Source organism: Oceaniradius stylonematis, from assembly GCF_965223445.1.
GTDB classification, from domain to species: Bacteria; Pseudomonadota; Alphaproteobacteria; order Rhizobiales; family Rhizobiaceae; genus Roseitalea; species Roseitalea stylonematis.
Genome location: NZ_OZ244994.1, coordinates 149,004 through 173,531, shown reverse-complemented (window position 1 = coordinate 173,531; position 24,528 = coordinate 149,004). Strand labels below are relative to the sequence as shown.

General features: G+C 65.5%; 26 protein-coding genes and 1 tRNA gene. 7 read left to right on the top strand and 20 right to left on the bottom strand.

Annotation, left to right across the window (positions count from 1 at the left end):
• Positions 1-22 precede the first annotated feature (22 nt).
• Together ACOQOU_RS00925 and ACOQOU_RS00920 are read right to left on the bottom strand one after the other, a co-directional pair.
• The gene (locus ACOQOU_RS00925; protein WP_306025594.1) at positions 23-493 is read right to left on the bottom strand and encodes an SRPBCC family protein; all 471 of its coding nucleotides are present in this window, start codon (positions 491-493) and stop codon (positions 23-25) included.
• A 1-nt stretch (position 494) separates the two neighbouring features.
• Positions 495-812 (bottom strand): ArsR/SmtB family transcription factor, encoded by a 318-nt coding sequence (locus ACOQOU_RS00920; RefSeq protein ID WP_306025593.1) that lies wholly within the window; start codon positions 810-812, stop codon positions 495-497.
• Positions 813-952: 140 nt separating this feature from the next.
• Between ACOQOU_RS00920 and ACOQOU_RS00915 the strand changes: the two genes are divergently transcribed.
• The gene (locus tag ACOQOU_RS00915) at positions 953-1,267 is read left to right on the top strand and encodes a YciI family protein (protein WP_109767125.1); all 315 of its coding nucleotides are present in this window, start codon (positions 953-955) and stop codon (positions 1,265-1,267) included.
• 124 nt (positions 1,268-1,391) lie between these two features.
• On the opposite strand, the gene ACOQOU_RS00910 is transcribed toward ACOQOU_RS00915, so the two are convergent.
• The 10 genes from ACOQOU_RS00910 to ACOQOU_RS00865 all read right to left on the bottom strand — a co-directional run bounded on the left by ACOQOU_RS00910 (position 1,392) and on the right by ACOQOU_RS00865 (position 9,880).
• A complete protein-coding gene (locus tag ACOQOU_RS00910) occupies positions 1,392-1,856 on the bottom strand; it encodes a YbaK/EbsC family protein (RefSeq protein ID WP_306025670.1) in 465 nt (154 codons plus the stop codon).
• A gap of 20 nt (positions 1,857-1,876) precedes the next feature.
• Complete coding sequence (locus ACOQOU_RS00905; RefSeq protein ID WP_306025592.1) at positions 1,877-2,092, bottom strand: hypothetical protein; 216 nt, start codon at positions 2,090-2,092, stop codon at positions 1,877-1,879.
• The gene (locus tag ACOQOU_RS00900; RefSeq protein ID WP_306025591.1) at positions 2,089-2,916 is read right to left on the bottom strand and encodes an MBL fold metallo-hydrolase; all 828 of its coding nucleotides are present in this window, start codon (positions 2,914-2,916) and stop codon (positions 2,089-2,091) included. The genes ACOQOU_RS00905 and ACOQOU_RS00900 overlap by 4 nt, the downstream gene beginning before the upstream one ends.
• A complete protein-coding gene (locus ACOQOU_RS00895) occupies positions 2,906-3,703 on the bottom strand; it encodes a TatD family hydrolase (RefSeq protein ID WP_306025590.1) in 798 nt (265 codons plus the stop codon). Before ACOQOU_RS00895 ends, ACOQOU_RS00900 begins: the two co-directional genes overlap by 11 nt.
• The gene (gene metG, locus ACOQOU_RS00890; RefSeq protein WP_306025589.1) at positions 3,703-5,244 is read right to left on the bottom strand and encodes a methionine--tRNA ligase; all 1,542 of its coding nucleotides are present in this window, start codon (positions 5,242-5,244) and stop codon (positions 3,703-3,705) included. Before metG ends, ACOQOU_RS00895 begins: the two co-directional genes overlap by 1 nt.
• Positions 5,245-5,337: 93 nt before the next feature.
• Complete coding sequence (locus ACOQOU_RS00885) at positions 5,338-6,384, bottom strand: DNA polymerase III subunit delta' (protein ID WP_306025588.1); 1,047 nt, start codon at positions 6,382-6,384, stop codon at positions 5,338-5,340.
• Positions 6,381-7,100: a dTMP kinase gene (gene tmk / locus ACOQOU_RS00880; protein WP_306025587.1), complete on the bottom strand. Its 720-nt coding sequence runs from the start codon at positions 7,098-7,100 to the stop codon at positions 6,381-6,383. Before tmk ends, ACOQOU_RS00885 begins: the two co-directional genes overlap by 4 nt.
• Positions 7,085-8,212: a D-alanyl-D-alanine carboxypeptidase family protein gene (locus ACOQOU_RS00875; protein WP_306025586.1), complete on the bottom strand. Its 1,128-nt coding sequence runs from the start codon at positions 8,210-8,212 to the stop codon at positions 7,085-7,087. Before ACOQOU_RS00875 ends, tmk begins: the two co-directional genes overlap by 16 nt.
• A gap of 158 nt (positions 8,213-8,370) precedes the next feature.
• Positions 8,371-9,321, bottom strand: a complete 951-nt coding sequence (locus ACOQOU_RS00870) for a septal ring lytic transglycosylase RlpA family protein (protein WP_375567664.1) — start codon at positions 9,319-9,321, stop codon at positions 8,371-8,373.
• Positions 9,322-9,463: 142 nt separating this feature from the next.
• Positions 9,464-9,880: a hypothetical protein gene (locus ACOQOU_RS00865; RefSeq protein ID WP_245412730.1), complete on the bottom strand. Its 417-nt coding sequence runs from the start codon at positions 9,878-9,880 to the stop codon at positions 9,464-9,466.
• A 189-nt stretch (positions 9,881-10,069) separates the two neighbouring features.
• On the opposite strand from ACOQOU_RS00865, the gene ACOQOU_RS00860 reads away from it, so the two are divergent.
• Both ACOQOU_RS00860 and ACOQOU_RS00855 read left to right on the top strand, forming a co-directional pair.
• Positions 10,070-10,159 (top strand) — tRNA-Ser (locus tag ACOQOU_RS00860).
• 578 nt (positions 10,160-10,737) lie between these two features.
• A complete protein-coding gene (locus ACOQOU_RS00855) occupies positions 10,738-11,745 on the top strand; it encodes a sodium-dependent bicarbonate transport family permease (RefSeq protein ID WP_306025585.1) in 1,008 nt (335 codons plus the stop codon).
• 16 nt (positions 11,746-11,761) lie between these two features.
• On the opposite strand, the gene ACOQOU_RS00850 is transcribed toward ACOQOU_RS00855, so the two are convergent.
• Complete coding sequence (locus ACOQOU_RS00850; protein ID WP_306025584.1) at positions 11,762-12,076, bottom strand: P-II family nitrogen regulator; 315 nt, start codon at positions 12,074-12,076, stop codon at positions 11,762-11,764.
• 161 nt (positions 12,077-12,237) lie between these two features.
• On the opposite strand from ACOQOU_RS00850, the gene ACOQOU_RS00845 reads away from it, so the two are divergent.
• Positions 12,238-13,473: a glycosyltransferase family 87 protein gene (locus ACOQOU_RS00845; protein WP_306025583.1), complete on the top strand. Its 1,236-nt coding sequence runs from the start codon at positions 12,238-12,240 to the stop codon at positions 13,471-13,473.
• A 59-nt stretch (positions 13,474-13,532) separates the two neighbouring features.
• Here the strand turns inward: ACOQOU_RS00845 and ACOQOU_RS00840 are convergent, their stop codons facing one another.
• The 4 genes from ACOQOU_RS00840 to ACOQOU_RS00825 form a co-directional block, all read right to left on the bottom strand.
• A complete protein-coding gene (locus ACOQOU_RS00840; RefSeq protein WP_109767137.1) occupies positions 13,533-14,603 on the bottom strand; it encodes a BMP family ABC transporter substrate-binding protein in 1,071 nt (356 codons plus the stop codon).
• Positions 14,604-14,689: 86 nt separating this feature from the next.
• On the bottom strand, positions 14,690-15,616 hold the full coding sequence (locus ACOQOU_RS00835) for an ABC transporter permease (protein WP_109767138.1): 927 nt from the start codon (positions 15,614-15,616) through the stop codon (positions 14,690-14,692).
• Positions 15,613-16,710 carry an ABC transporter permease gene (locus tag ACOQOU_RS00830; protein WP_306025582.1) on the bottom strand — a complete coding sequence of 366 codons (1,098 nt, stop codon included), beginning with the start codon at positions 16,708-16,710 and terminating at the stop codon, positions 15,613-15,615. The genes ACOQOU_RS00835 and ACOQOU_RS00830 overlap by 4 nt, the downstream gene beginning before the upstream one ends.
• Positions 16,707-18,293: an ABC transporter ATP-binding protein gene (locus ACOQOU_RS00825; protein ID WP_306025581.1), complete on the bottom strand. Its 1,587-nt coding sequence runs from the start codon at positions 18,291-18,293 to the stop codon at positions 16,707-16,709. The genes ACOQOU_RS00830 and ACOQOU_RS00825 overlap by 4 nt, the downstream gene beginning before the upstream one ends.
• A 183-nt stretch (positions 18,294-18,476) precedes the next feature.
• On the opposite strand from ACOQOU_RS00825, the gene ACOQOU_RS00820 reads away from it, so the two are divergent.
• Positions 18,477-19,712 carry a UbiH/UbiF family hydroxylase gene (locus tag ACOQOU_RS00820; protein WP_306025580.1) on the top strand — a complete coding sequence of 412 codons (1,236 nt, stop codon included), beginning with the start codon at positions 18,477-18,479 and terminating at the stop codon, positions 19,710-19,712.
• Here the strand turns inward: ACOQOU_RS00820 and ACOQOU_RS00815 are convergent.
• Entirely contained in the window at positions 19,687-20,652 is a 966-nt protein-coding gene (locus ACOQOU_RS00815) for an AEC family transporter (protein ID WP_109767140.1), read from the bottom strand. The two genes, ACOQOU_RS00820 and ACOQOU_RS00815, sit on opposite strands and share 26 nt — an antisense overlap.
• 136 nt (positions 20,653-20,788) lie before the next feature.
• Between ACOQOU_RS00815 and hspQ the strand changes: the two genes are divergently transcribed.
• Positions 20,789-21,115, top strand: coding sequence for a heat shock protein HspQ (gene hspQ / locus ACOQOU_RS00810; RefSeq protein ID WP_109767141.1), 327 nt, complete (start codon positions 20,789-20,791; stop codon positions 21,113-21,115).
• Positions 21,116-21,130: 15 nt separating this feature from the next.
• Here hspQ and ACOQOU_RS00805 read toward each other — a convergent pair whose 3' ends face one another.
• Together ACOQOU_RS00805 and ACOQOU_RS00800 are read right to left on the bottom strand one after the other, a co-directional pair.
• Positions 21,131-21,802, bottom strand: coding sequence for a DsbA family oxidoreductase (locus ACOQOU_RS00805; protein ID WP_420578763.1), 672 nt, complete (start codon positions 21,800-21,802; stop codon positions 21,131-21,133).
• A gap of 22 nt (positions 21,803-21,824) precedes the next feature.
• Positions 21,825-23,633, bottom strand: coding sequence for an extracellular solute-binding protein (locus ACOQOU_RS00800; protein ID WP_306025669.1), 1,809 nt, complete (start codon positions 23,631-23,633; stop codon positions 21,825-21,827).
• Positions 23,634-23,862: 229 nt separating this feature from the next.
• Between ACOQOU_RS00800 and ACOQOU_RS00795 the strand changes: the two genes are divergently transcribed.
• A complete protein-coding gene (locus ACOQOU_RS00795; RefSeq protein WP_306025578.1) occupies positions 23,863-24,495 on the top strand; it encodes an invasion associated locus B family protein in 633 nt (210 codons plus the stop codon).
• Positions 24,496-24,528 lie beyond the last annotated feature (33 nt).

Below are 24,528 nucleotides of genomic sequence, written 5' to 3'. Positions count from 1 at the left end.
CGGCGCGCGTCCTTATGCACAGCTATTCGGCCAGCACGTCGCGCAGCGATCCGAACGAAGCCTCCCAGCCGCCGCCAATGCCGCGCCGCGCATCCTCGGTCCGGACGGCGGAATGGACGAGCCGCACCATCGTGCCCGAACCCTTGGGCGTGAACGTCACCTCGATCCGCGATTCCGGCGTCGCCTCGCGGGCGCCATCGGCCCGGGTGATCACATGCGACCAGGAAAAGACCAGCCGCTCGTCCGGCTCGATTTCCGCATAGGCGCCTTCAAACCCCATGGTCTGTTCGGCGGTACTGGAATGCAGAAAGCGCCATGCGCCGCCGGGCCGCAGATCGATATCGGCCGAATGCAGCGAGTTCGGCTCGAGACCGAACCATTTCATGACGATGTCCGGATTGGTCCAGGCGTTGAAGACGCGGGCCGGCGAGGCGGCGAAGAAGCCTTCGACCACGATCGGGTCGTCGCCCGGAGGCGATTGAACGAACTGCATCTCAGTCTCCGTTTTCGGCCAGATAGCGGGCCAGATTGTCGAACTGCTGGCCCCAGAAGGTCTCATAGTCCGACAGCCACTCGGCCGCCTGCTTCATCGGCGCCGCGTTGAGCCGGCAATAGCGGCTGCGTCCGCGCTGTTCGACGGTGACGAGGCCCGCATCGCTGAGAACCCGCACATGCTTGGAGACGGCGGTCTGGGACATGGCAAACGGGCCGGCGAGATCGGACAGGCGGGTTTCTCCATCGGCAAGCCTGGACAGGATGGCGCGCCGCGCCTCGTGGCTGAGCGCGGCAAAGGTGGTGTCGAGTGCATTCATGCGGCCGACATATCACTCAACCATATGGTTGACAATACGGCGCAATTCTATTAGTCAACCACATGGTTTAGTATTGATGAACCCGCCGCTCGGCACCCGGCTGGGCGGGGCAAACCATCCGACATTCAAGGAGATCGATCATGTCACATTTCATCTTCGCCTATCATGGCGGCAACAGGCCCGACACGCCCGAGGAAGGCGCCAAGGTCATGGCGCAGTGGGAAGCCTGGTTCAAGGAGATGGGTGACGCCGTCGTCAATCCGGGCAATCCGGTGGGCATGTCGAAGACCGTCAGCGGCTCAGGCGTCACAGATGATGGCGGCGCCAACCCTCTGTCGGGCTTCACCATCGTCAGCGCCGGCGGCATCGATGCCGCAGTCGCCATGGCCAAGGGCTGCCCGATGGTCGCTGATGGCAGCGGCACGGTCGAGGTCGCCGAGATCATGGAAATGTGACGGCGCGCGCAGGGCAGGCCGGCATCAGCACCGAGGCGATGCCGGTCCGCCCGTCACCAGACCAACGCACACATTTGTCGCATAAGATTGATTATGGAACTGAAAGGTGTGCCCGGATGGCGTTTCAGGGCTTGGGCACAACGTCGATCTTCTCGGCGTCAATGGCCTTGGCCAACGCATTCGGATCGACGCTGAAGACGCTGTCGGGCCTTCCGGCCGCCGCCCAGACCGTCTCATAGTCCAGAAGCGTCGTGTCCATATAGATCGGGATCGGCGCCAGATGGCCGATCGGTGCCACGCCGCCGATGGCAAAGCCGGTCTCGTCGCGCACACGCCGGCCGTCACATCGCTTCAAAGTCAAGCCGTAACAATCTGAAATAAATTCCAAATCCGCATTGTGACCGCCCGAGACCAGCAACAGGGCCAGTGCCCCGTTCGCCGCGTCCTCGAAAACCAGCGACTTGACGATCTGGCCGACGTGGCAGCCGCAGGCGCGCGCCGCATCCTCTGCGGTGCGCGTGGATTGCTCCATCACCTTGAGCTCGATTGAAAGCCCGAGTGCCGCCGCAGCGTCCGCGACACGCGCCATGGACGATCCTGGTTTGGGCGTCACGGCGTGTCGTCCTGATCCACGAAGATGCCGGCAATCTCGGAGGCTTGCAGCCGGTACGGCGCACCGCCGCCATACATCAGGTTGCCAACCAGATTGACGCCCGCCTGATCCCATTCGCTGTAGAACGCACCGATGAGCGTGTCGGCCTGGACCGGCTCGGCGGCAAGGCGAACCACGGCGCCGGATTTGAAGACGACCACGATTTGGGTCATGGCATTGTTCCTCCCGTTTCGATCACCAGCCCGTCATAGCACGGCTCGACGTGATCGGGCGTTTCGGCCAGCACCACGTCATAGTCCAGCGGAATGTGCATGTGCGTGAGGAATGCGCGCTTCGGCCTGATCCGGTCGATGACGTCCAGCGTCTGTGCCAGCGACAGATGGCTTGGATGTTCGCGGCATTGCAGCGCGTCGACGATCAGCACGTCGAGATCGCGCATCTTGTCGAGCGTCGCGTCGGGAAAGGCCGACACGTCCGGGCAATAGGCCAGATCGCCGATGCGGAACCCCAGTGAGTGGATGGAACCGTGATGCTGGTACAGCGGCACGAAGGTGAGGGGCCCGCCCTGCCCTTCGACCGTGAACGGCGTTTCGTGGTCGATCCGGTGATCGATCAGGATCGGCGGATAGGCGCTGCCGTCCGGCGTTGCAAAGCAATAGCCGAACGCCTCGTGCAGCCGATGGGCCGTTGCCGCGTCGGCATGGATCGGCATCATCTGGCCCTGGGCGAACACGAAGGTCCGCACATCGTCGACGCCGTGAATGTGGTCCGCATGGGCGTGCGTATAGACGATGGCGTCGATCTGCCGGACATCGGCCATCAGCATCTGCGCATGGAAATCGGGGCCGGTATCGATGACGACGCTGGTCGTTCCCGATCGCCCGGCCCGCTCGACGAGGATCGACGCGCGCATGCGGCGGTTCTTCGGATTGTGCGGGTTGCATTTGCCCCAATCGCCGTTCGGGCGGGGCACGCCGGGCGACGAACCGCAGCCCAATATGGTCACGCGCACGGTGCTGCTCGCGTTACCCGTCATGGCGCGGCACCTTGGCAAACAGGCGATAGAAATTTTCGGTCGTCTGCGCGGCGAAAGTGTCGGCATCGTCGCCCAGATGATCGGCAAGGATCGCTGCCGTGTGCGCTACATAGGCCGGTTCGTTGCGCTGGCCGCGATGCGGCGGCGGTGCGAGATAAGGCGCGTCGGTTTCAACGAGGATCCGGTCGCGCGGCAGGTCGCGGGCGATGTCGCGCAGTTCGACCGAGCGCTTGAACGCCGCAATGCCGGAAAAGGACACATAACCGCCCAGGGCTACACCGGTTTCGGCAAGGGCGCGGCCCGACGAAAAGCAGTGCAGCACGAATGGAAACGCCCCCTTCCCTTCGGTCTCTTCGGTCAGAATCTGTGCCATGTCGTCATCGGCGTCGCGCGAATGGATCACCAGCGGCAGTCCGGTCTCCCGCGCCGCGGCGATATGGCGGCGGAAGCCTTCGGCCTGCGCCTCACGCGGGCTGTTGTCGTAGAAATAGTCGAGCCCCGCCTCGCCGATCGCCATGACCTTCTCGTGGTCCGACAGCCGCACCAGATCGTCGGCGGTGACGTCCAGTTCCTTGTCGGCATGGTGCGGATGGGTGCCGACCGAGCAGAACACATCGTCATAGCGCTCGGCGATCGGCAGGATGCGCTCGGCAAACAGGTGCACTTTTGTCGAGATCGTCACCATGCGCACGAGTCCCGCCGCCCGCGCACGGTCGACGACGGCGTCCAGCTCCGGCGCGAACGTGTCGAAATCAAGATGGCAGTGGCTGTCGACGAGGGTCGGCATCAGGCGTCCTGCGCCTCGTCCTCCACATAGCGCGGAAACACGCCCTGCGGCTTGGGCAGTTCGGTGCCCGGCACCAGCCGCGCCTCGAAATCGGCAAATGTGCGCTTGCGGACGGGCACCGCGACGAGATCGAGCAGCCTGGCCGACGCATCGGGCATGAACGGCTGCGTCATCAGCGCGATGCGCCGCACGGTTTCGGCCATCGTGTAGAGCACCGCCTTCATGCGTTCGGGATCGGTCTTGCGCAGCGTCCAGGGCGCCTGGGCGTCGATATAGCGGTCGGCCTCGGCAACGACGGCGAAGATCGCTTCGAGCGCCTTGTGGATCGCCTGTTCGGCCATTGCCGTGCGCGCGGTCTCCAGCGCCGGGCCGGTCGCCGCGATCAGCGCCTCATCGTCGTCCGTCAGTCCGCCATTGTCGGGCACCCTGCCCTCGCAGTTCTTGGCGATCATCGACAGCGAGCGCTGCGCCAGGTTGCCAATCCCGTTGGCGAGATCGGCATTGGTGCGCGCGACGATAGCCTCGTGGCTGTAGCTGCCGTCATTGCCGAACGGCACCTCGCGCATGAAGAAGTAGCGCACCTGGTCGAGCCCGTACCGGTCGCGCAGCTCGAACGGGTCGACCACATTGCCGACCGACTTGGACATCTTCTCACCGCGATTGTTCAGAAAGCCGTGCGCGAACACCCGCTCGGGCAATGCGACGCCAGCCGACATCAGGAAAGCCGGCCAGTAGACGGCGTGGAAGCGGATGATGTCCTTGCCGATAATGTGCGTCGCCGGCCAGTAGCGCCATTCCTCGGCGCCGGTGTCGGGGAAACCGGCCGCCGTGATGTAGTTGGTCAGCGCGTCGACCCACACATACATCACATGGGCGTCGTTGCCGGGCACAGGGATGCCCCAGTCGAAGGTGGTGCGCGAAATCGACAGATCCTTGAGGCCGGATTTGACGAAGGAGATCACCTCGTTGCGCCGCTCATTGGGCGCGATGAAGCCGGGATTGTCCTCGTAATGGGCCAGCAGCCGGTCGCCATAGGCCGACAGGCGGAAATAATAGCTCTCCTCCTCGACCCATTCCACTTCCGAGCCCAGCGGCTCGCGCCGCACGCCATCGTCGCCGACTTCCGTCTCGCTCTCGTCGAAATAGGCTTCCTGGCGCACCGAGTACCAGCCGCCATAGGTGTCCAGATAGATGTCGCCATTGGCTTCCATGCGGCGCCACAGTTCCTGGCAGGCGGCGGCATGACGCGGCTCGGTGGTGCGGATGAAATCGTCGTTGGAGCAGCCAAACTCCTCCACCATCGACCGGAAGACCGCCGAGTTCTCGTCTGCCAGGGCGATCGGCGTGATGCCGCGCTCCTCGGCCGTGCGCTGCATCTTCTGGCCGTGCTCGTCCGTGCCGGTCAGGAAGAACACGTCCTTGCCGTCGATCCGCTGGAAGCGGGCCAGCACATCGGTGGCGATCGCCGTATAGGCATGGCCGATATGCGGCACGCCGTTGGGATAGAAGATCGGCGTGGTGATGTAGAAAGTGTCGCTCATGGGCGCCGGCAACCACTTGTTCGCAAATCGGGAAAGCGTGGCGTGCATGTATCCGATTTCCGGCGCATTTCAAACCGCCGGAGCAACGGTTTTTCAGCGTCCGGCGCCGCCCAGAACGTCGTGCATGCGCGCGCTGGCGACCAGCAGTTCCTGCTTGCGGTCGAGGCCGAACGCATCGGCCTCGGCGAAGCGCTGGGCCAGTTCGCGTTCGAAGGCAGCGAGCCGGTCGGCGCCGCGCAGATCGCCCGACAGCGCGGCGCTGCGCGCGCGGCTGCGGACGATGTCGACAGCCATTTCGCGCAGCAGCGTGTTGTGGGTGTCGTTGCCTTTGGCGCCGGCCACTTCGGCCAGCCTGTGCGCCAGCATCGTGTCGAAGCGCGGCGCGGCCAGCAGTTTTTCGAGGCTGTCGCGCAGTTCTGCTCCGCCGAAAAGCGCCAAAGTCAGTGCCAGGCGCGGACGACCGCCCGACAAAGCCGCCAGCCGGCCGGTATCCGATTCCGGGACGGCCCCCTGCCCGGCGAGCGTGATCACCTCTTCGACCTGGCTGTTCGGCAAGGGCGCAAACCGCACGATCTGGCAGCGCGAGCGAATGGTGGCCAGCAATCCGCCGCTGCCGTGTGATACAATCAAAAACAAAGTGTTAAACGGTGGTTCCTCAAGTGTTTTGAGAAGGGCATTGGCCGCCCCGCGCGGCATGTCGCCGACCGGATCGACGATGACGATGCGCGGCCGATCGACGCTCGCGGTCATCGACAGGAAATGCTGGACGCGCCGCACCTCGTCGATGGTGATCACGGTCTTGAAGCCGGTGCCGGTCGCAGCGCGCGGCCGGGTCAAATGAATGAGGTTGGGATGGGCGCCCTGCGCCACCTGCCGGACGCTCGCCGACGACGGGTTTGGCGCCGGCAGACGCTCGTCCTCGAGCGAAGCGCCATCCAGAAGCGCGTTCGCCAGATGGAATGCCGCCGTCGCCTTGCCGATCCCCTGTTCGCCGTCCAAGAGGATGGCATGGTGCCCCGAGCGCACGATGGACAGCATCTGCGCCACGGCCGTTTCATGACCCACAAGGCGTGTCGACGCGCTGGGCGGCGCGATCCCTTCCAGCGTGTCGTGATACTCCGGCGTCTGTTGATCGGTCATGAAACGTTTGCCCCACCGCTGTTGGCGGCGACGAGCGGCGCCACATGCGCCCAGATTGCCTCGCCGACGGTTTCCGGATCGCCAGCGGCATCGACGATGCGGCACCGGTCCGGTTCTGCCTCGGCGATGGCGCGAAACGCCTTGCGGCGTGCCTCGTGTACCGCGACCGTTTCCTTTTCGAACCGGTCCTGCGCAGTGTTCTCCGCACGCCGCGCATCGGCGCGCGCCAGCCCGGTTTCCGGGTCGAGGTCGAGAATGATGGTCAGGTCCGGCACCGTACCGTGGATCGCCACGCGCTCGAGGGCGGCGACGAAGCCCGGATCGAGATCGCCGCTGACACCCTGATAGACTCGGGTCGAGTCCATGAAACGATCGACAAGCACCGTTTCCCCGCGTGCAAGCGCCGGCCGGATCACCTGCTCCACATGGTCGCTGCGCGCGGCGGCAAACAGCAGCGCCTCGAGCGCCGGGCCGAAGCCTTCAAGCGCCGCCTCGTCCAGAAGCACATGCCGCACCGCCTCGGCGCCCGGTGTACCGCCGGGCTCGCGCGAGACCCGCACGGCATGGCCGCGCTCTGCAAGGCGGTCGGCGAGCAGACGGATCTGGGTGGACTTGCCGACCCCCTCACCGCCTTCAAATGTGATGAAAAGGCCGTCATGGCCGTGCGCGCGGGCCTTGCGGCCGGTCTCCGGCACGGCGTTTAGAAGCGTATCCATCCGATCGCCATTTCGAGAAGCGCATCGAGCGCCTGCCGGTGGATGGGCCCTTTGCCGACGGCCTGCGCCGCTTCGAGTTCGGCCTCATGGGCCAGTTCGTCACCGAAATAGATGTGCAGCCTGGCGATCGGATCGCCCGCTTCGACCGGCGCCGGCACCGGGCCGTCGAAGACGATCTGCGCGCGCATCGTGTCCCGCCCCGTCAGCGGCATCAATATGGTCAGAGGTTCGGCGAGCCTGACCGGTGCTGTCGCCGCCTCGCCGCCATAAAGCCGGACATTTCCGATCTCCTCGCCAGCATCGAACAGGCTGTGCGGCTCGAATGCCCTTATGCCCCAGTCGAGCATCTTGCGCGCTTCCTCGGCGCGCTGGCGCTCGGAGTCCAGCCCGCTCATCGCAACGATCATGCGTCGTCCCGAGCGCGCGACCGAACCGACGATCGCGTAGCCCGATGCCTCGGTGAAGCCGGTCTTCATCCCGTCGGCGCCGATGTCCATCCGCAGCAAGGGGTTGCGGTTGCGCTGGCGGATGCCGTTCCAGGTGAACTCGGTCTCGCTGTAGTAGCGGTAGAATTCGGGATAGGTGCGCTGCATGTGCTGTGTCAGCGTGACCAGATCCCGGATCGTCACGGTCTGTCCGTCGGCCGGCAGACCGGTCGAGTTGACGAAATTCGAGCCGGTCATGCCGATCGACCGGGCGCGGTCGTTCATCAGTTGGGCGAACGCCTCCTCCGAACCGGCAATGCCCTCGGCGATGATGATGCAGCCATCGTTGGCCGACTGGACGATGACGCCGCGGATCAGATCCTCGAGCGCGATCTCCGAATTGAGTTCGGCGAACATGGTCGATGTGCCGGACACCGCCCCGCCGGTGCGCCAGGCGTTCTCGCTGACCAGAAACCGGTCTTCCAGCGTCAGCCGGCCGGATTTGAGGGCGTGGAAGACCACTTCCATCGTCATCAGCTTGGCAAGCGAGGCGGGCGGGATGGGCGTATCGGTGTCCTTGGAGAACAGGATGGTGCCGGTGCCCACATCAAGGAGCATGGCGTGCCGGGCGGGCGTTTCGTAGAGCTGGGCGCGCGCGGGTCCGGCCGAAAGCAATACGGCTGCCATCAGCAAGAGGACAATCGTGATCGCCGGCCTTCCGAAGGTGCCGCGCGGCAAAGAGCGCATAAAAATCAAACTCATCGGCAACGGGATGGTGTCGCGACGAACCTAGAGCGTCCAGCGTCTCATGGGAAGCGGCAAGCCGGCATGATCGCCGGAAAAACTCAGCGGGCCTTCCAGCCTTCGGTGGGCAGGGCCGCCCAGGGCGCCGCGAATGCGGCCGCCACGCGCGCATCGGCATAGGCCGATGCATCGAGCCCGATCACCGGGCGTGCCGAGCGGCGCAGCAGCGATCCCGGCGCTTCCAGCGCCGGGGCAGCGGGACCGCCAAAGCGTTCGGCTGCGGGCTGCTGCCCGCTCGAGGCCAGCATCACGCCCGGCTGGCGCACGCCGGGCAGGTTGCGATCGCCGCCGCCGCGTGGCGTGCCCAGCGTCGGCGCACCGCGGAACGATGCGATCAGGAACTCGTCGTCCTGTCCGTGCAACGGTGCCGGGCCGAGATACTCCACCTGGACGTTGGCGGTGCCCGCGGAGATGTAGTCGAGCATGTAGGCGGCACGCTTGGACAGGTCGATCACGCGGTTGTTGGAAAAAGGGCCGCGATCGTTGACCCGCACGACAACCGAGCGGCCGTTGGCGCGGTTGGTCACCCGCGCATAGGACGGCAGCGGCATCGTCTTGTGCGCCGCCGTCAGGTGGTTCATGTCGTAGACTTCGCCGTTGGCGGTCTTGCGGCCGTGGAAGGCCTCGCCATACCACGACGCGCGGCCATGCTGGACGGCGGGCTGATTGGCGGTCGGAAAATAGCGCTGGCCGCGCACCGTGTAGGGTCGGCCGACCATCTGCCGGCCGCCGCCGCGCTGGATGCGCGTGCCCGAGGCGACGCGCGGGCTGGCCGCAACGCCATAGGCGGCGACGGAAAAGCTCTCTTCGCCGGAGGTCGCCGCATTTTGGGTGAAGACGGGGAGATTGGAAAGATTGACCACATCGCTGCTGGTGGCGACCACGCTCTCGGTGCCGCTGGTCAGCGCGACTTTCGGCGTCAGGTTCGAACCGCAGCCCGAAAGCGCAACGCCGACGGCGCCGAGTGCGCACAGACGCGCGAAACGTGTCAATGTGGATGTATTCCCCATAGGCAAAGGCGCTTACACCAAGCTGCTGCGCCTTGCCAGAGGGCGGCGGCGCGTAAAACGCCACCTTAGGTCATCTCGCTTATCGTTGTGTTAAATTGCGTGATGAACGGATCGTTGGCCGCGCTCAGCCCTCGATGCGTGCCCGGCCCGAATAGCCGTCGTCGCGGCGCCAGCGCAGCGTGGTCTCACCGGTCTTGCGCAAGGTAAAGCAACTCAGCTTGCCGCGATACCAGGTCGGGAACTGCTGGCAGAGCTGGTCGCCTTCCACAAACCAGCGCCCGGTCTCGCGCGGCGCGAAGTACTGGCCGAGACCGAGCGCGGTGCCGTCGCCGGTCACCTGGCCGTTACTCTTGTAATGCAAGGGAAATTCGCCGCCGAAAGGCGTGGCGAGATAGACGCGCTTGCCGTTGATCGTCTCCTTCAGGGCCTGACCGGAGAGCTGCTCGGCGGCAGCGGTTGCCGGCATTGCGGCAAAAACCGCCAGTGCGCCTGCGGCGATGGCGCGGGCGGCGGACATGCGGTTGAAGCGAGTACGGTTCATGGGCCAGTTCCCTCCTTTGAGCCTTTGCCGACAGATACGCTCCGGATCGGATTCCGGATCAGCTTTGCACACGGATAATTGCCGAGGCCGGACAAGGTTCCAACGACAAATGCCCGTTCGTCGCCCCGGTCCCGCCGCCCTGCCCGCGCCCTTGCGGGGCAGTTGGCGCTGTGCCATCTAACGGACGCCGGAGGGGTGGCAGAGTGGTCGATTGCGGCGGTCTTGAAAACCGTTGAGCGTGCGAGCGTTCCGTGGGTTCGAATCCCACCCCCTCCGCCATTGTTTGGCTCACGCCAAGCTCACTGCGTTCGCTGGCTCCGCGGGGGCGGCCTGACCGGCCGGCGCACGGTCGTGCGCTTGCGGAGACCGGTTCGAAGTTTCTCCCCGATTCTCCGCCATTATCCGCTGGCTGATTCACGTCCCCGGCTTCGCCTCGAACGATCAGGCCAGCATGGCTCCGGGTTCGAACTTCGTCCCTACCCGTCCGCCGTTTTTGCGGTTTATGCGCTGGCGGAGCCCGAACAGGCCGCCCAATTTCTGCGATCCGGCCACCCGCGCAACCGTCTTGGAACCCAAACGGGTCAGGAACGGCGGCGGCTGACAGCTGGCGCGGCCGCCCCTTTCGTCTGTGCGCAGCCCATGCGCGGACGTTCGGCCAGCTTCGCCGTCCGGTCAAGCGCGCTGCTGCCCGGGCCGACCGCGATCCCGTCAGCGGCAAGATCGTGCGCGTCGTGCCCTGCCGGACGCGATAGCCGTTATCGCAACCGCCCCCGGCCATCCGGTTCTGCTTGACGCACCGGCATCGGCGGTCGATACGGATGCCGAATATCCGACTTTTGGCCAATATGAGGACGGCGATGGAACTGCTGGTTGATTTTCTGACGCGTTTCGTCACCCAGTTCCAAACGCCCGCTCTGGCCTTTCTCGTCGGCGGCATGGCGCTGGCCGCGTTTGGCAGCAAGCTCGAAATTCCCGATGCGATCTACAAGTTCGCCGTCTTCATGCTGCTGATGCGGATCGGCATCAATGGCGGCATGGAGATCCGTGAGGCGAATTTGATGGAGATGCTGCTGCCGGCGGTCTTTTCGGCCGTGCTCGGCTGCGGCATCGTGTTTCTGGGCCGCATCACGCTGGCCAATCTGCCCGGCGTCAAGGTCGAGGACGGCATCGCCACGGCCGGCCTTTTCGGCGCGGTCAGCGCGTCGACGCTGGCTGCCGCGATGGTGATCCTTGAAGAGGAAGGTGTCGTCTACGAGGCCTGGGTGCCGGCGCTCTATCCGTTCATGGACATTCCGGCGCTTGTGCTGGCCATCGTTCTGGCGAACATCTATCTCAACCGGAAGAAGGACGGCGCCAACGCCAGGGTGAAGATCTGGCCGATCATCACGGAAAGCCTGCGCGGTTCGGCCCTTTCGGCGCTGCTGCTCGGTCTGGCGCTCGGCCTTCTCACCCGGCCCGACCGGGTCTTCGAGGGGTTTTACGATCCGCTGTTCCGCGGGCTGTTGTCGGTCTTGATGCTGATCATGGGGATGGAGGCCTATACGCGGCTCAACGAGTTGCGCAAGGTTGCCCACTGGTATGTCGTCTATGGCGTGGCCGCACCGCTCGTCCACGGGCTGATGGCGTTCGGCCTGGGCTACATCGCCCATCTCGTCACGGGGTTCAGCCCGGGCGGCGTGATCCTGCTGGCGGTGCTGGCCGGCTCCAGTTCGGATATTTCGGGTCCGCCCACGCTGCGTGCCGCGATCCCGACCGCCAATCCGTCATCCTATATCGGATCGTCGACCAGCATCGGCACGCCGGTCGCGATCGCCGTGGGCATTCCGCTCTATATCGCGCTGGGACAGGCTGTCTTCGGGTTCTGAGGCGTCGGCCGGCCGCTCAGAATTTGTGCGGCCGCAGGATCTCGACCTCTTCGAGATAGGTGATGCCCGAATAGTTCTCGAAGTAGCGCGCGGCGACCTTGTCGGCGATCTGTTCGGCCATGTCGCGGGTTGCCGTGATCACCTCGACCTTGACATTGGCGAAGGCATCGACGACCGCCGGGCGGCCGGACGAGCGCACCCCGCGGCTTCCCTTGCCGGCGGCCTGCACCATCGTGTAGCCGCTCGCGCCGGCCTCCTCGATGATCTTCGTCACGCCCTCGACGATGAGCTTTTCGGTGATGATGACGATCTTGGTCGCCTTGTGCGTCATGACGCGCCGTCTCCTCGCTGATCCCCGACTGGTAGCAGCCCCGCCGCGCAGGTCAAGCGGCGCCGGATCGGATGGAGCGCTTAACGCAATGTTCAACGCCGGCGCGCTATCTGGAGCCAACACCGGGCGGCGTCTGCCGCCACCGACCGAACGAGCGCATCATGGCCCATCTCTTCGCCGGCCTTTCGCTAGGCCTGTCGCAAGGCACGTGGATCACGCGGGACCGCATGGTCGCCTATCCGGCGATGATGCTTGTGCTGACCGTTGCGGCCACCGTGTTCGTTCTTTGGAGCAATGGCGGCGTCATGCCCAATGGCGCCCCGTTCGGCACGGATTTCGTCTCCTACTGGGTCGCCGCCCGCGAGGCCCTCGCCGGCAACCCGCTCGTTCCCTATGACAGGGCTCTGTTCGAGCCCGCCCAGCGCGCGCTGTTCCCGGATGCGGGCTATTTCGCCTTCTTCTATCCGCCGCATTTTCTCGCCTACATGCTGCCGTTTGGCGCGCTGCCCTTCCACGCCGCACTTGGCGCATGGATGGCCGTCAGCTTCGGGGCCTGCCTCTGGGTCCTGACCCGCATTTCCGGCAATGCGGTTCAGACGCTGGTTCTGGCACTGGCTTTTCCGGCGGCGTTCCTGACCATCGCGCATGGCCAGAACGCGTTCCTGAGCGCCGCCCTGTTCGGCGGCGGGCTGGCCCTTTTGCCAAAACGGCCGGTTCTGGCCGGCATCCTGTTCGGTCTGTTGACGTACAAGCCGCAGCTGGGCCTCCTCATCCCGCTTGCGCTGCTCGCCGCTGGCCAGTGGCGGGCGATCGCGGCCGCCGGCGCCACGCTCGGCTTGCTCGTTGCCGGTTCCGCGCTCTTGCTGGGTCCGCAGGTGTGGATTGCGTTTCTCGCCCAAAGCGATCAGGCGATGGAAGCGCTGACGCTCGGGCTGGTGGGATGGCAGAAGATGATCTCCGCCTATGCCGGATTGCGGCTGTCCGGCGTGCCCGACGGCGCGGCCATGGCCGCCCACGCCGCGCTGGCGATTGCGGTCGCTGCCTCCATCGTCTGGGCGTGGCTGCCGCAAAACGGCATCGCGCATGAGACCAAAGCCGCGCTGCTTCTGACGGGCGCACTGATCGCCACGCCGTTCGGGCTCAACTACGATCTCTATCTGCTGGCGCCGGCACTGGCGTTTCTTGCCGCGCGCGGCCTCACCGCCGGCTTTCTGCCGTATGAGAAAACCGTCATGGCACTGGCGTTTGCCGCACCGTTCCTGCTGCTTTCGGCGATGAGCGCGAAGCTGCCCATGGCGCCGTTCCTTGCGCCGGCCGTCTTTGTCCTTGCCCTGCGCCGCGCCTGGCGCGAGCGCGGCGCCATTGCGCCCGCATCCGCTATCCAGCCCGCCGAATGACAAGGGCGCCCGAGGCGGAAACCCCGGGCGCCCTGTTCGGCTGCGCGTGTGTGTGAGCCTTATTCGGGCAGTTGGTCGTCGACGCCCTGAACGTAGAAATTCATGCCCAGAAGCGCGCCGATATCGGCCGTCTCGCCCTCGGCCAGCCATTCGGTGCCGTCCTGCTTGGTGATCGGACCGGTGAACGGCTCGAGCACGCCGACCGTGATCGCCGTTGCGGTCTTCTTGGCCATGGCGGCGACCTCATAGGGCATGTTCCAGTAGGGCGCCATCGCCACATGGCCCTCGGCCATGCCGTCCCACACATCGTGGCTCTCCCAGGTGCCGTCCAGCACCGCCTGCACGCGCTCGACATAATACGGGCCCCAATCGTCGATGATCGAGGTGAGCTGGGTCTGCTCGCCGAAGGCGTACATGTCGGACGCCTGGCCGAACGCCTTGATGCCGCGCTCCTCGGCCACCTGCATGGGCGCGGTGGAATCGGTGTGCTGGGTGAGAATGTCGACGCCCTGGTCGATCAGCGCCTTGGCGGCGTCGGCTTCCTTGCCGGGATCGAACCAGGTGTTGACCCAGACCACCTTCAGCGAAAAGTCCGGATTGACCGACTGCGCGCCCAGGATGAACGAGTTGATGCCGCGCACCACTTCGGGGATCGGGAACGAGGCGATGTAGCCGGCGACGCCGGTCTCCGACACGCTGGCCGCGATCTGGCCCTGCACGTAGCGGCCCTGATAGAACTTCGAATTGTAGGTCGCAACGTTCGGCGACTCGCGTTTGTAGCCGGTCGCGTGTTCGAACTTCACGTCCGGGAACCTGGCCGCCACCTTGTTGGTCGCGTCCATATAGCCGAACGACGTCGTGAAGATGATGTCGCAGCCCGACCGTGCGAAACGCTCGATGGCGCGTTCGGCGTCGGCGCCTTCCGCCACGCTTTCGAGATAGGCGGTCTCGACCCGGTCGCCGAACGCCTTTTCCACGTCGAGCAGACCCTGGTGGTGCTGATAGGACCAGCCATAGTCGCCGATCGGTCCGACATAGATGAAGCACGCCTTGGCGTCGGCAGCCTGCGCCGCGCCGGTGATGGCCACGGCCGCTGCCGCCGCCAGAAGTGATGTTGCAAGTTTCTTCATGATCGCCTTTCCCCGAAACTCTCGATTGCCCAAACTCTTAGACGCGCTGTCGCGCGATCCCGCCCGTGATCGGCTTGTTGTTGTTGCTAGCGGTCCGGAACAAAGGGCTTGCCCAGCGACGCTGGCGTATTTCGCATCGTCATCCGTCTGTTGGATGAAATCAAGACAAGAACGACAATCGTCGCCAGATAGGGCAGCGCCGACAGCAATTGTGAGGGTATGGCGACGCCCTGCGCCTGCGCGTGGAACTGGGCGATGGTGACCGCGCCGAACAGATAGGCGCCGATGACGACCCGCAGCGGCAGCCATGAGGCGAAGACGACGAGCGCCAGCGCGATCCAGCCGCGGCCCGCCGTCATGTTCTCCACCCATTGCGGAATGTAGACCAGCGACAGGTGCGCGCCGGCCAGCCCGGCGCAGGCGCCGCCGAACATCACCGCCAGATAACGCACGCGCAGCACATTGATGCCCAGCGCATGGGCGGACCCATGGCTGTCGCCGACCGCGCGCAGGGTCAGGCCGGCGCGGGTGCGGAAGATGAACCACCAGACGCCGACCGCCAGACCGATGGACAGATAGAAGATCGGGTCCTGTCCGAACAGGAGCCGTCCGATCAGCGGAATATCGACGAGGAAAGGCACGTTGACGGCCTCGAGACGGACGCCCGGCAGGCCGACGAACTGTTCGCCGATCATGCCGGCAACGCCCAGCCCCAGAAGGGTCAGGGACAATCCGGTCGCAACCTGGTTGGTGGCCAGCGACAAAGTCAGGACGGCAAAGGGCAGCGAGAACAGCGCGCCGCAGATAATTGCCGCCAGAACGCCGGCCCAGGGCGAGCCGGTGATCTGCGCGGCGCCGAAGCCGGTGACCGCGCCGATGATCATCATGCCCTCGACGCCGAGATTGAGAACGCCGGAGCGTTCGACCACCAGTTCACCCATCGCCGCGATCAGAAGCGGCGTTGCGGCCGTGACGACCGTCAGGAGTATCGCCTGGATCACGTCGGGGCTCATCGGGCCGGCTCCGGTGCGGCTGCGGGGTGCGGGCGGACGATCCGGATCTGGTAGCGGATCAGCGTGTCGCAGGCGAGAACCGAGAACAGCAGCACGCCCTGGAAGACGTTGGCCACCTTGTCGGAGACGCCGAGCGATATCTGGGCCGCCTCGCCGCCCAGATATGAGAGCGCCAGGATCAGCCCGGCGGCGACGATGCCGAGCGGGTTGAGACGTCCCAGGAACGCCACGATGATCGCGGTGAAGCCATAGCCGGGCGAGATGGCGGGACGAAGCTGGCCAATCGCGCCGGACACTTCGATGATGCCCGCCAGCCCGGCAAGCGCGCCGGAAACGATGAAGGCAAAAAAGACCATGCGCCGGGCCGAAAAGCCGGCAAACCGCCCTGCCCTCGGGCTTTCGCCAAGCACCCGGATCTCATAGCCCTTGAGCGTGCGCGACAGCATGAACCAGACGACCAAGGCGGCAAGTATCGCAAAGACAAAGCCATAATGCGCCCGCCCCGACGCCGAGAGCATTTCGGGCAGGATGGCATCGGCATGGAAGGAGCGGGTTTCGGGGAAGTTGAAGCCTTCGGGATTTCGCCAAGGCCCGCGCACCAGCCAGTCGAGGAACAGTTCGGCGACATAGACCAGCATCAGCGAGGACAGGATCTCGTTGGTGCCGAACCGCGCCTTGAGGAATGCCGGGACCGTCGCCCAGGCCGCGCCGCCCGCCATCCCCATGACCAGCATCAGCGGCAGCACCATCGGCCCGGTGATGCCCGGATAGAGCACCGGCATGACCGATCCGGCGATCGCGCCCATGATGAACTGGCCTTCGGCGCCGATGTTCCAGTTGTTGGACAGGAAGCAGACCGAAAGCCCGACCGCGATGAGGATCAGCGGCGTCGCCTTGATGATCAGCTCGTGGATCGACCACACCTCGGTGAGCGGTTCGATGAAATAGGCATGGAGCCCGCCGATCGGCGACTTGCCCAGCATGGCGAACATGATGCCGCCGATCAGCGCGGTGATCAGCACGGCGATGAACGGCGACAGCACGCTGAACAGCGCCGAATGCTGCGGCCGGCGGACGAGTTCGATCCGCGTCATGCAGCGACCCCGTGATGCTTTTCGGGTTCGGCGCCGCCCATCAAAAGGCCGAGTTGCTCGCGGGTCACCGTGCGGGCATCGAGCGGCTCGGACATTTCGCCGTCGTGGATGACCGAGATCCGGTCGCACATTTCCAGCAGTTCATCGAGGTCCTGGCTGATGACCAGCGCGCCGGCGCCGGCGGTCGCCGCATCCATCAGTGCCTGGCGGATGCGTGCCGCGGCGCCCGCATCGACGCCCCAAGTGGGCTGGTTGACGATGAAAAGCCGCGGCCGCCGGTCGAATTCGCGGCCCAGGATCAGCTTTTGCAGATTGCCGCCCGACAGCGTTCCCGCGTCGGGGTTCTCGCCGGACTTGCGCACATCCATCGCATCGACCACGCGGGCGAGCGTCCGCCCCAGCGCCGAGCGGCGCAACATACCCAGCCGCCCGCCGGACTGGTAGGCGCTGGCGTCCGATGCGTGCCGGCTCAAAAGGATATTCTCGGTCAGCGGCATGGTGGCGACGGCGGCATGGCCGAACCGCTCTTCGGGCGCGAACGCCGCGCCCAGCCGCCGGCGTCCGTTCGGACCGAGCCGCCCGGCCGGCGCGCCGCCGATGGTGACGGCGTTGGGATTGTCCTGGAGCTGTTCGCCCGACAAGGCCTCGAACAGTTCCGACTGGCCGTTGCCGGCAACGCCCGCAATGCCGAACACTTCGCCCGCATGGACGTTCATGTGGATTGCGCGCAGCGGCGTTGAGAACGGCCCGAGCGGCGGCTGATCGAGATTGCGCACACCGAGCACGACATCGCGCCCGGCTTCGCCGTCGGCCGGCGCGTCATGGGTCCGGCGAACCGCCTGCACCTCCTCGCCGACCATCATGGCCGCAAGGCTCTTGGCGGTTTCGGCGCGCGGATCGCAATGGGCGACCACCTTGCCGTGGCGCAGCACGGTCGCCCGATCACAAAGCCATTTCACCTCGTCGAGCTTGTGCGAAATGTAGAGGATCGACTTTCCCTCGACCTTGAGCTTGTCGAGCGTCTCGAACAGCCGTTCCGCCTCCTGCGGCGTCAGCACCGATGTCGGCTCGTCGAGGATGATCAGGCTGGGCTCCTGCAACAGGCAGCGGATGATCTCCACCCGCTGGCGCTCGCCAACGGACAGATCGCCGGCCAGCGCCTCGGGGTTGAGCGTCAGGCCGTACACCTCGCCGAGGCGGCGCGCCTCGTCCGCCACCGTCGAAAGCGGCACATCGTCCTCCAGCGACAGGGCGATGTTCTCGGCGACGGTCAGCGAGTCAAACAGCGAAAAATGCTGGAAAACCATGCCGATGCCAAGATGTCTTGCTGCGGAAGGATTGGCGATCGAGACCTGTTCGCCGTTCCAGACGATCCGTCCGCCGTCGGGCATCAGCGACCCGAACAGCATCTTCACCAGCGTCGACTTGCCGGCTCCGTTCTCGCCCAGAAGCGCGTGGATTTCGCCCGCTAGAATGTCGAAATCGACCGCATCGTTGGCGACGAGGTCGCCAAACCGCTTGGTGATGCCCTCGACCGCCAGAAGCGGCGTCGGATCGGGTTTTTCGGACGCGCTGGCGGTCATCGGCACCGGTCAATCTGTTGCGCAACGGTTTGAGCGTATGCGCCGACCGCGCCGCTGTGCAACGCAAAACGTCTCGCGTGCCGGCTTTTCTCCCCACAATGTCGCGGCCCGTGCGGCAATTGGCGGCTGGACAGCACCGTTCGCGCGCGCCAAATGGATGGCAATGAAATAGAGGCGTTCGCCATGACCAAACCCGCCGACATCGTCATTTCCGGCGCCGGGCCGACCGGCATGGCCGCCGCGCTCGAGGCCGCCGCCTGCGGCTACCGCACCGTGCTCGCCGCGCCGTCGGGTACATTTCTCGACGATGATTCCCGCACCACGGCGCTGATGCAGCCGGCAATACACATGCTGCGCGACTATGGCGTCTTCAGCGACTGCGAAGAGGCGGCTGCGCCGCTCAAGGTGCTGCGCATGGTCGATGCGACCGGACGCCTGTTTCGCGCGCCGACGGTCAGCTTCCGCGCGGCCGAGGCCGGCTATGAGGAGTTCGGCTTCAACATTCCCAACCAGGCGCTGAACACGGCGCTCGAAAAGGCCGTCAAGGCCCATGATCTGATCGAAACGGTCGACGCGATGGTGTCGGCGGTCGCCTTCAACGATGATGCGGCGTTCGTCACGCTCTCCAATGGCGATACCTACGAAACCCGGCTTGTGGTCGGAGCCGACGGCGTTCATTCGCTGGTCCGGCAGGCCGCCGATATCGGACAGCGCACATGGAGCTATCCGCAGACCGCGCTCGTTGCCGCCTTCGACCATGAGCGCCACCACGAGTTCATCTCGACCGAGTTCCACACGCAGGAAGGCCCGTTCACGCAGGTTCCCCTGCCCGGAAACCGGTCGAGCCTTGTCTGGGTGATGCGGCCCGAGCGGGTCGAGACAGTCATGGCGATGGAGCCCGATGCGCTGGCGCGCGCGATCGAGGACAATCTGCAATCGACGCTGGGCAAGGTCTCCAACGTGACGAAACCTCAAGGCTGGCCGCTGTCGAGCCTCGTCGCCCACACGTTCGGCAAGGCGCGCGTCATGCTGATCGGGCAGGCCGCGCATGCCTTCCCGCCAATCGGGGCGCAGGGCCTCAATCTGGGCTTTCGCGATGTCGCCGATCTGGCCGCCGTTCTGGCCAAGGCGGGCGAAGACCCCGGCGCGGCGGCGGTGGCGCGGCGCTACGACATGCGCCGCCGCGCCGATGTCTACATGCGTACCGGCGGCGTCGATGTGCTCAACCGGTCGCTCCTGACCGACTTCCTGCCGGTGCAGATGGGCCGTGCGGCCTTCCTGTCCGTGCTGCGCAACATCAGCCCTTTGCGCGGCCTGGTGATGCGCGAGGGGATCGAGCCGGGCGGCGGGCTGAAAGCCATGGCAGGCCCGTTCCGGGGCAAAGACGCCGATGTCAGAACAGATCGGGCGGCAGGATAGAATTGGTCATCAGGTAGAGCAGCAGCGTGACGGTGGCGACCGAGCCCACCGTGGTCAGCAGCACCATGGCCGAGGCGCGCTCGACCCACACACCATATTGCTGGGCGATGACGAAGACGTTGGTGGCGCTCGGCAGCGCCGCCAGCAGCATGGCCGAGTAGACCCAGACCGGCGGAAAATCGCCGATATACGAGACCAGCACATAGGCGATGACCGGATGCACGATCAGCTTGATCGGCACGATGAACGCGGTCTCCGCGGGGATGCGCCGGAGCGGGCGCAACGCCAGCGTGACGCCCATGGCGAACAGCGCACAGGGTGCGGCCGCGCCGGCCAGATAGTCCAGCAGCGTCTGCGCGGCCGCCGGCGGGCGGAAGCCGGCAATGGCGGCGGTGATCCCGACAATCGTCGCCAGGATGAACGGGTGCAGCAGGATGCGCCTTGCGACATCGAGCGCCAGCTTCCACGCCGGCGGACGGTCCGGCGAATCGTCGGCCAGCGCCATCATCAGCGGCGCGATGACGAAGTGCAGCGTGTTGTCGAAGCAGAACACCAGCGCGACCGGCACGACGGCCGCTTCGCCGAACGCCAGAAGCGCCAGCCCCGGCCCCATATAGCCGATGTTGCCGTAGGCGCCGGCGAGCCCCATCACCGTGCTCTCGTCCACCCGGCCGCGCGTGCGGAAAATCCCGATGACGAACATCAGCGCGAAGACGGCGAATGTGGACAGCGTGGTGCCGACGATGAACCGCCACTGGGTCAGTTCCTCGACCGGTGTTTTGGCCAGTAGATTGAAGAACAGCGCCGGTAGCGCGACATAGATGATGAACGTGTTCATCCAGCCCAGCGCTTCGAGCGGCTGGCGCGTCACGCGGGCGGTCACGAACCCCAGGGCAATCAGCCCGAAGAACGGCAGGACCAGGCCGAAGACGCTTGCCATGAACTCCCCACGAAGGCCGCACGACAGCACACCCGCCGCTGCCCATGGCGTACCGGCTTGGCGCCGGACCGGTCAAGGCCTTGAAACGACCCGATTATCGCATCAAATTAGGGCCATGAGATATTCTGATGCAAAAATGGTCAGCGCGCGGTTCGGGATCGGCGACATCGTCCGGCACCGCATGTTCCCGTTTCGCGGGGTGATCTTCGACATCGACCCCGAATTCGACAACACCGAGGAATGGTACGAGGCGATCCCGGCGGAGATCCGGCCGCGCCGCGACCAGCCCTTCTATCACCTGCTCGCCGAGAACGAGGACACCGAATATGTGGCCTATGTCTCCGAGCAGAACCTGTTGCCGGACGAGACGGGCGAGCCGGTGCGGCACCCCCAGGTCGGCGACATGTTCGACTGGAGCGCCGACCACGGGCGCTATGTCGTGCGCGACGTGATGGCCCACTAAGCGAACGCGCCGCCCTCAGTTCGGCTGCGCTTCCTGCGCGGTCTGGCGCATGGCCATGAACAGCGTTTCGGGATCGTGCGCGCCGGTCACCGCGACGCGCCTGCCGAAGATGAAGCATGGCACGCCCGTGACGCCGATCTGCGCGGCGCGGGCGGCTTCGGCTTGCGTTTCGGCCGCATCCCGGTCGCTTTCGAGCCATTGGCGCACTTCGGCGCCATCCATGCCCGCTTCGCCGGCGGCCTCCACCAGAACGCCATGATCGCCGACATTTTCGCCATGCAGGAAGAAGCGGGCGAACAATTGCTCGACGACAGCCGCTTGCATGGTCGGGCTGGCATCGCCGGCCCAGCGGACGACACGGTGCGCGTCGAGCGTGTTGGGCGAAATGGCAATGGCGTCGAAATTGAAGTCGATCCCCTCGCCCGCCCCGGCCGCCTCGATCCGGCTGTAGATCTCCTGCGCCCGCTCCGGCCCGCCGAACTTGTTCTCAAGATAGGTCTTGCGGTCCATGCCGCCGGGCGGAATGGTCGCGTCAAGCTGATAGGGCCGCCAATGGACCGTCAGATCGAACTCGCCCTCGGCCATCTCGGCTGCGCGCTCCAGCCGGCGCTTGCCGATGTAACACCACGGACACATCACGTCGGAGATCACATCGACGCTCATCGGTTTGGGCATATCGGCCATCATGGTCCTTTCGCGGTCTGTCGGCTCATTCGGTCCTGGTCGACCACCAAACGGGCAACTGGTAGCCATAGAGCGGCGGTTCGGGCGGATGTTCGATATGGCTCCAATGGGCGACCCAGTCCTCGCCCAGATGATAGAGCGGCACCACATAGTGGCCTGAGATGAGCACGCGATCGAGCGCCCGCACGGCAGCGGCGAAGTCCTCGCGTTCGCGCGCATCGACCATGGCCGCGATCATCGCGTCTATCGCCGGATCGGCGGCGCCCGCATAGTTGAAGGTGCCTTCCGGATCGCGCGATTCCGAGCCCCAGCGCCACACCTGCTCGCCGCCCGGCGACAGCGACGCCGACAGGCTGCCGGCCACCATGTCGTAATCCCAGGTCTGGCGGCGCTGCTGGAACTGGGCGTCATCGACGCCGCGCACGGCGATATCGACGCCGATCAGCCCGGCGGTCGTCTGGTAGGACAGCGCCATGCGCTCGATCTCGTTCTGCGAGGCGCCCGGCACGGTCCCCAGAAGGATCTCGAAGGACAGCGGTTCGCCGTCCCTGACCATCCGGCCGTCCTCGATCGCATAGCCCGCCTCTCCTAGCTTCTGGACGACGCGGCGCAACACGGCGCGGTCGCGGCCCGACCCGTCCGTCACGACCGGCGCATAGCTGCCGTCCATCACCGAGGGTTGGACGGCATCGGCGAACGGGGCGAGCAGCGCCTGTTCGCGCTCATCGGCCGGCCGGCCCAGCGCCGACAGTTCGTCCGAGTTCTGCCAGAACGAGCCGGTGCGCGTGTAGCGCCCTGAAAAAAGGTTGGCATTCACCCATTCGAAATCGAACAGCATGGCCAGCGACTCGCGCACCCGGGCATCGGCGAACACCTCGCGGCGCGTGTTGAAGAAGAAGCCCAGCATGCGCTGGGGTCGGCCGGTGCCGAACGTCTGCTTGACGATCCGCCCGTCGGTCACGGCCGGGAAATCATAGGCCGTTTCCCACTTGATCGGATCGCTTTCGGGATAGATGTCGAAAACGCCCTTCTTGAACGCCTCGAACCGCGCCGTCGTGTCGCGAAAATACTCGACCGTGATCTGCTCGTAATTGTCGAAGCCCCGCTTGGCGGGGATGTTCCGGCCCCAATAGTCGGGGTTGCGGCGATAGGCGATGCGGGCGCCCGGCTCGACGCTTTCGACCAGATACGGCCCGCTGCCGACGGGCGGGTCCAGCGTCGCCCCCTCGAAATTATCGACATCGGTGGCGTGGGCCGGCAGGACCGGCGTCAAGGCCAGCAACAGCGGAAACTCTCGGTCGGCCTGATCGTTGAGATAGAACTTGACCGAGCGCTCGCCCGTCTTTTCGATGCGCTCGATGCGCGCCATGCGCCGGTTGAAGGGCGGACGGCCTTTCTCGGTCAAAATTTCGTAGGTGAAGATCACGTCTTCCGGTGTCACCGGCACACCGTCCGACCAGCGCGCGTCCGCGTTCAGCGTGAACTCGACCCAGGTCCGTTCATCGTCGGTCTCGATCGTTTCGGCGAGCAGGCCGTACATGGTGAAAGGCTCGTCGCGCGAGCGCACCATGAGCGACTCAAACACCAGATTGCCGAATTCGGGGTCCCAGATGCCGCGCGCGGTGGTCCGCATTGATTTGAGAACGAACGGGTTGAGGCTGTCGAACGTGCCGACGACGCCATAGGTGACCGAGCCGTCCTGCGGCGCGTCGGGATTGGCATAGGGGAAATGGGTGTAGCCGGCCGGCAATGCCGGTTCGCCATGCATGGCGATCCCGTGCATCGGTTCGGCCCTGGCAGCGGTCGCAGCAAAGGCGAGCGCGGCGGCGATCATGATCAGGCGTATCACGGGACGTTTCTCTCCCTTGGGCGATTCCGACCGATGTTAGCATGCGGATCGAACGTTGATACAGCGGGCACGAAGGGCGCAGCGGGGGTGGAAACCGGCGCCAAGACTGTGTATCAGGCGCCACGCGACGGGCGTCACGGTGCGGCCTCATTTCAGGGTCAGGGCTGCGGCCAGCCTTCTCGAAGACATCAAGCGACAAAGGACAATCATCACGATGGGATCGAAATCCGCATCTCTGGCAGCGGCGTTCGGGGCGCTCGCGCTGACCGCGATGGCCGGCCAGGCCCAGGCGCAGAACGCGCCGCCCCAGAACCAGTGGTTCAAGGTCTGCACCAAGCAGGCCGACAACGACATCTGCAACGTGCAGAATGTGCGCACGGCGCAGACCGGTCAGCTTCTGACGGCAGTCAACCTCATCCAGATCACCGGCAAACAGAACCGCGCGCTGTTCCAGATCGCCGTTCCGACCGGCCGCGTCATTCCCGCCGGCATCGGCATGCAGATCGACGACGGCGAAACCCGCCGCATCCCCTATTCGATCTGCCTGCCCGACCGCTGCATCGCCGAAACGCCGCTGACCGAGGAATTGGTCGCCTCGCTGAAGGCCGGCGGCGGCATGACGCTGACCACCGTGAACTTCCAGAACCAGCCCAACCCGATCGAGGTGACGCTGCAGGGCTTTACGGCGGCTTTCGATGGCGACCCGATCCAGCAGTCCGAGGTCGAGGAACGCCAGCAGCAGCTGCAGGCCGAGATCGAGCGGCGGCGCGAGGAATTCCAGGAGCGGCTGAAGGCCGAGCAGGAACGCGCCAAGGAAGAAGGCGCGACGGAAGGCACAACCGAGTAAGCCGCGTCCGCATCCGAACGACGATCGAGCCGC

Excerpts from the sequence above, each read along its gene's own strand:
- ACOQOU_RS00925 (WP_306025594.1), bottom strand. The coding sequence starts at position 493 with ATGCAGTTCGTTCAATCGCCTCCGGGCGACGACCCGATCGTGGTCGAA.
- ACOQOU_RS00920 (WP_306025593.1), bottom strand. The coding sequence starts at position 812 with ATGAATGCACTCGACACCACCTTTGCCGCGCTCAGCCACGAGGCGCGG.
- ACOQOU_RS00915 (WP_109767125.1), top strand. The coding sequence starts at position 953 with ATGTCACATTTCATCTTCGCCTATCATGGCGGCAACAGGCCCGACACG.
- ACOQOU_RS00910 (WP_306025670.1), bottom strand. The coding sequence starts at position 1,856 with ATGGCGCGTGTCGCGGACGCTGCGGCGGCACTCGGGCTTTCAATCGAG.
- ACOQOU_RS00905 (WP_306025592.1), bottom strand. The coding sequence starts at position 2,092 with ATGACCCAAATCGTGGTCGTCTTCAAATCCGGCGCCGTGGTTCGCCTT.
- ACOQOU_RS00900 (WP_306025591.1), bottom strand. The coding sequence starts at position 2,916 with ATGACGGGTAACGCGAGCAGCACCGTGCGCGTGACCATATTGGGCTGC.
- ACOQOU_RS00895 (WP_306025590.1), bottom strand. The coding sequence starts at position 3,703 with ATGCCGACCCTCGTCGACAGCCACTGCCATCTTGATTTCGACACGTTC.
- metG (WP_306025589.1), bottom strand. The coding sequence starts at position 5,244 with ATGAGCGACACTTTCTACATCACCACGCCGATCTTCTATCCCAACGGC.
- ACOQOU_RS00885 (WP_306025588.1), bottom strand. The coding sequence starts at position 6,384 with ATGACCGATCAACAGACGCCGGAGTATCACGACACGCTGGAAGGGATC.
- tmk (WP_306025587.1), bottom strand. The coding sequence starts at position 7,100 with ATGGATACGCTTCTAAACGCCGTGCCGGAGACCGGCCGCAAGGCCCGC.
- ACOQOU_RS00875 (WP_306025586.1), bottom strand. The coding sequence starts at position 8,212 with ATGGCAGCCGTATTGCTTTCGGCCGGACCCGCGCGCGCCCAGCTCTAC.
- ACOQOU_RS00865 (WP_245412730.1), bottom strand. The coding sequence starts at position 9,880 with ATGAACCGTACTCGCTTCAACCGCATGTCCGCCGCCCGCGCCATCGCC.
- ACOQOU_RS00855 (WP_306025585.1), top strand. The coding sequence starts at position 10,738 with ATGGAACTGCTGGTTGATTTTCTGACGCGTTTCGTCACCCAGTTCCAA.
- ACOQOU_RS00850 (WP_306025584.1), bottom strand. The coding sequence starts at position 12,076 with ATGACGCACAAGGCGACCAAGATCGTCATCATCACCGAAAAGCTCATC.
- ACOQOU_RS00845 (WP_306025583.1), top strand. The coding sequence starts at position 12,238 with ATGGCCCATCTCTTCGCCGGCCTTTCGCTAGGCCTGTCGCAAGGCACG.
- ACOQOU_RS00840 (WP_109767137.1), bottom strand. The coding sequence starts at position 14,603 with ATGAAGAAACTTGCAACATCACTTCTGGCGGCGGCAGCGGCCGTGGCC.
- ACOQOU_RS00835 (WP_109767138.1), bottom strand. The coding sequence starts at position 15,616 with ATGAGCCCCGACGTGATCCAGGCGATACTCCTGACGGTCGTCACGGCC.
- ACOQOU_RS00830 (WP_306025582.1), bottom strand. The coding sequence starts at position 16,710 with ATGACGCGGATCGAACTCGTCCGCCGGCCGCAGCATTCGGCGCTGTTC.
- ACOQOU_RS00825 (WP_306025581.1), bottom strand. The coding sequence starts at position 18,293 with ATGACCGCCAGCGCGTCCGAAAAACCCGATCCGACGCCGCTTCTGGCG.
- ACOQOU_RS00820 (WP_306025580.1), top strand. The coding sequence starts at position 18,477 with ATGACCAAACCCGCCGACATCGTCATTTCCGGCGCCGGGCCGACCGGC.
- ACOQOU_RS00815 (WP_109767140.1), bottom strand. The coding sequence starts at position 20,652 with ATGGCAAGCGTCTTCGGCCTGGTCCTGCCGTTCTTCGGGCTGATTGCC.
- hspQ (WP_109767141.1), top strand. The coding sequence starts at position 20,789 with ATGGTCAGCGCGCGGTTCGGGATCGGCGACATCGTCCGGCACCGCATG.
- ACOQOU_RS00805 (WP_420578763.1), bottom strand. The coding sequence starts at position 21,802 with ATGATGGCCGATATGCCCAAACCGATGAGCGTCGATGTGATCTCCGAC.
- ACOQOU_RS00800 (WP_306025669.1), bottom strand. The coding sequence starts at position 23,633 with ATGATCGCCGCCGCGCTCGCCTTTGCTGCGACCGCTGCCAGGGCCGAA.
- ACOQOU_RS00795 (WP_306025578.1), top strand. The coding sequence starts at position 23,863 with ATGGGATCGAAATCCGCATCTCTGGCAGCGGCGTTCGGGGCGCTCGCG.